We start from the raw sequence: 3,147 nt of genomic DNA, 5'->3' as shown, positions 1-3,147 counted from the left end.
GAGACAGGCGCAGGTCTGTACCTACTGGTAGGTAGAGTGCCCGTATGAGCACAGCGGCCGAACGCCTCATCGAGAGCACCCGGGAACTCCTGTGGGAACGCGGCTACACCGGCACCAGTCCCAAGGCGATCCAGCAGCGGGCCGGGGCCGGGCAGGGCAGCATGTACCACCACTTCTCCGGCAAGCCGGATCTGGCGCACGCCGCGATCAGCCGTACGGCCGGGGAGCTGCGCGCCGCGGCGGAGGAGCAGTTCGCCGCGCCCGGTACGGCCGTCGAGCGCGTCACCGCGTACCTGCGCCGGGAACGGGACGTCCTCAAGGGCTGTCCCATAGGACGGCTCACCCAGGACCCGGACGTGATGGCCGACCCCGCCCTGCGGGCGCCGGTCGAGGAGACCCTGGCCTGGCTGCGGGAGCGCCTGGCCGGGGTCCTCGACGAGGGGCGTGAACGCGGGGAGCTGGACCGGGGACTGGACCCGCGGGCCACCGCCGCGACCGTGGTCGCCGTTCTCCAGGGCGGCTACGTACTGGCCCGCGCCGCCCGGTCCACGGAGCCGTTCGACCAGGCGGTCACGGGCGTACTGAACCTGCTCACGGCCCACGCCGTACCGAACGCCTGACTGCTGTCCTCAGAGGCGGGGCCGCTCACCCGGTCAGTGCCGCGTGCACGGGGGCCAGCAGGGAGACGTCGTCGGTCGTGACGGTGAGGTGGGTGGCACCGGCGGACCGCCAGGCGTCGGCGAAGGAGCTCCAGGACGCCGTCCGGCCCGGGTCGGGGCGGAGGCGGGCCTCGATGCCGAAGCCGGCCGAGTCGCGGCCCGCCTCGGCGACCATCGTCCGCAGGTCGGCGACGATACGGGCGGCGCGGTCGACCCGGTTGGCGAGCAGGCCGGACATGGTGAAGCCGTCGGCGAGGGCGGCGATCCGGCGCAGCGGACGCGGTCTGCCGCCGGTGCGCAGGGTGCCGCCGCCCATCCACAGCGGAATGGGGCGCGGCCGGGGGGTGAGGGTGACGCCGGAGAACGCGACGTGCTCGCCCTCGAAGCGCGCTTCCGGTTCCGTCCACAGCAGGCGCAGCGCGCGGACCTGTTCCTCGAACAGGGCTCCGCGGGTCTCCCGGGCGACGCCGAGGGCTGCGGACTCCGCGGGGTCGGACCCGAGGGCGACGCCCAGCCGCAGCCGGTCCCCGCTGAGGAAGGCCAGTTGAGCGGCCTGTTTGGCGGCGAGGACCACCGGGCGGTGCGGCAGGATCGTCATCGCGGTGGCCAGTTCGATCCGGGTCGTCACCGCGGCCAGGAACGCCACCAGCGTCAGACTCTCGTAGGCGGGGTCGGTGGACACCAGGTGTTCCGGGACGGACAGGTGGTCGTACCCCAGGTCCTCCGCGGTCACCGCGAACTCGCGGAGCGCGGCCGGGGAAAGGCCTGTCGGGACGGTGCAGCCGAGACGGAGGGTCATTTGCGGAAGGCCTCGGGGTCGGCGGCGGAGATGAAGACCGCGCGCGGGCGTTCGGCGGGCAGGAGCTGGGAGTTGAGGATGTGCCGCACCGCTTTCTCCCCGCCGGGCACGGGGTCGGTGACCGACAGGTGGACGTCGAGCACTTGCGTACCGCCCTCGTTCACCACCTTGGGCACGCAGTGCACCACCCCCGGGATGGCGTGCGCGGCCTGGCGGACCGTGTTGAGCGAGACCTTCTCGCCGCGCAGCACCACGAAGTCCGACAGGCGTCCGTGGAAGGTCAGATAGCCGTCGTCGATCGAGAAGGCGTCCCCGGTGGCGACGGTCCGCGGTCCCACCAGGACGCGCCTGCTGCGCTGCCCGACCCGCCGCAGCAGCACGGTGTCCGACTCGACGAGCAGTTCGCCCACCCCGTCGTGCGTCTCGCGCAGCGACGGGACGACCCCGGGCAGCGGCCGGCCGACCGAGCCGTGGCGGTGCGCGGGCTCGGCGTGCGCGGCCAGCGTCGACACGCGGGGCCCGGCCTCGGTCAGCCCGTAGGTCACGTACAGCTCGCCGGACGGCCGTGCGGCGAGCAGGCCCGCCACCTCCGCGGGCGTGACCCGGTCGCCGCCCACCGCCAGCGCCCTCAGGCCGCTCGGTACGAGGGTGGGGTCGGCCAGCAGCTGGCGGGCGATCGTCGGTGTCACCGCCGAGTGCGTGACGCCCCGTGCGGCGATCGTGTCGCGGTACGCGGCCGGGGAGAACGGCGGCCCGTCGAGGACCAGCCGCGCTCCGGTCACATAGGCGGCGAGCGCCTGTGCCACCAAGGCGTAGGAGTAGTAGAGCGGCAGGTTGACCAGCAGCGTGTCGGCGGCGGTGATGCCGGTGGCCCCGGCGTGCAGGCGGGCGCCGTGCAGGAGCGAGGACACCCGGTGCACGCACGCGCTGAACATTCCCGAAGTGCCGGAGGTGGACAGCAGGATCTCTCCCGGCTCGTAGCGGGTGGCGGGGTGCCCGGTCGGCACGGCGAACGCGCCGCCCACCGGCACCCGTGACTCCGCCCCGGTCAGCCGCGTGGTGACCACCACACCCGCTCCGACGTATCCGGCCAGCTCGTGGACCCGCCGCCACGGGGTGCTGGGCGGTACGGCCAGCGGCACCAGGCCCAGCAGCAGCGACGACAGCTGCACCCGCAGCAGGTCGGCCCCGTTGGCCATGCAGAGCACGACCGCGTCCCCGGGCACCAGCCCGAGTCCGGACAGGTCCTCCAGCACGTCGTCCACACCGGCCGGCGCGGACGGGCCCGCCGCGACGCCGTCGATCCGGGTCAGGAAGTCGGCCACCCCGGCCCGCGTGAGGTCCCGCGTGAGGCCGTTCACCGGTCCGCCCCGGCGCCGGTCAGGACCTGGCAGCGGCACAGGTGTCCGTCCGAGGTGGGCTCCAGGCCGGCCAGGAGTACGTGCCGGGCCTGTCCGTCCGCGAGCCATCCGTCGATCACCGTGAGGGCCACGGGGGTGGCCGCGTCCGGGTGCATCGCCAGCAGCAGCGACGGCCCGCGCAGCCCGTGCCGCAGGGCGGACAGCCCGGCCAGCACGCCCGGGTTCGCCCCGGCGAAGCGCAGCGGCGACACCCGGGAGCGCGGCACCGACCGGGCGATGACGCGCATGGTCTGCTCGCTCCCGGTCGCGCTCATGACCACGATCCCGG

The 3,147-nt window shown here is 74.4% G+C and carries 3 protein-coding genes and 1 pseudogene; 1 reads left to right on the top strand and 3 read right to left on the bottom strand.

Annotation, left to right across the window (positions count from 1 at the left end):
- The first annotated feature begins 44 nt into the window (after positions 1 to 44).
- Positions 45 to 620, top strand: coding sequence for a TetR/AcrR family transcriptional regulator (locus tag K6I34_RS34320; protein ID WP_229331952.1), 576 nt, complete (start codon positions 45 to 47; stop codon positions 618 to 620).
- A 25-nt stretch (positions 621 to 645) separates the two neighbouring features.
- Here the strand turns inward: K6I34_RS34320 and K6I34_RS34315 are convergent, their stop codons facing one another.
- The 3 genes and pseudogenes from K6I34_RS34315 to K6I34_RS34305 form a co-directional block, all read right to left on the bottom strand.
- Positions 646 to 1,458, bottom strand: coding sequence for a TIGR03619 family F420-dependent LLM class oxidoreductase (locus tag K6I34_RS34315; RefSeq protein WP_229331951.1), 813 nt, complete (start codon positions 1,456 to 1,458; stop codon positions 646 to 648).
- Positions 1,455 to 2,819, bottom strand: a complete 1,365-nt coding sequence (locus K6I34_RS34310) for a class I adenylate-forming enzyme family protein (RefSeq protein WP_229331950.1) — start codon at positions 2,817 to 2,819, stop codon at positions 1,455 to 1,457. The genes K6I34_RS34315 and K6I34_RS34310 overlap by 4 nt, the downstream gene beginning before the upstream one ends.
- Positions 2,816 to 3,147: pseudogene (locus K6I34_RS34305) on the bottom strand (polyketide synthase); the annotation flags it as partial. The pseudogene K6I34_RS34305 and the gene K6I34_RS34310, both read right to left, overlap by 4 nt.

It is taken from the genome of Streptomyces sp. UNOC14_S4 (genome assembly GCF_020740835.1).
Taxonomy (GTDB): Bacteria; Actinomycetota; Actinomycetes; order Streptomycetales; family Streptomycetaceae; genus Streptomyces.
This window is presented reverse-complemented; position numbering and strand designations above follow the sequence as displayed.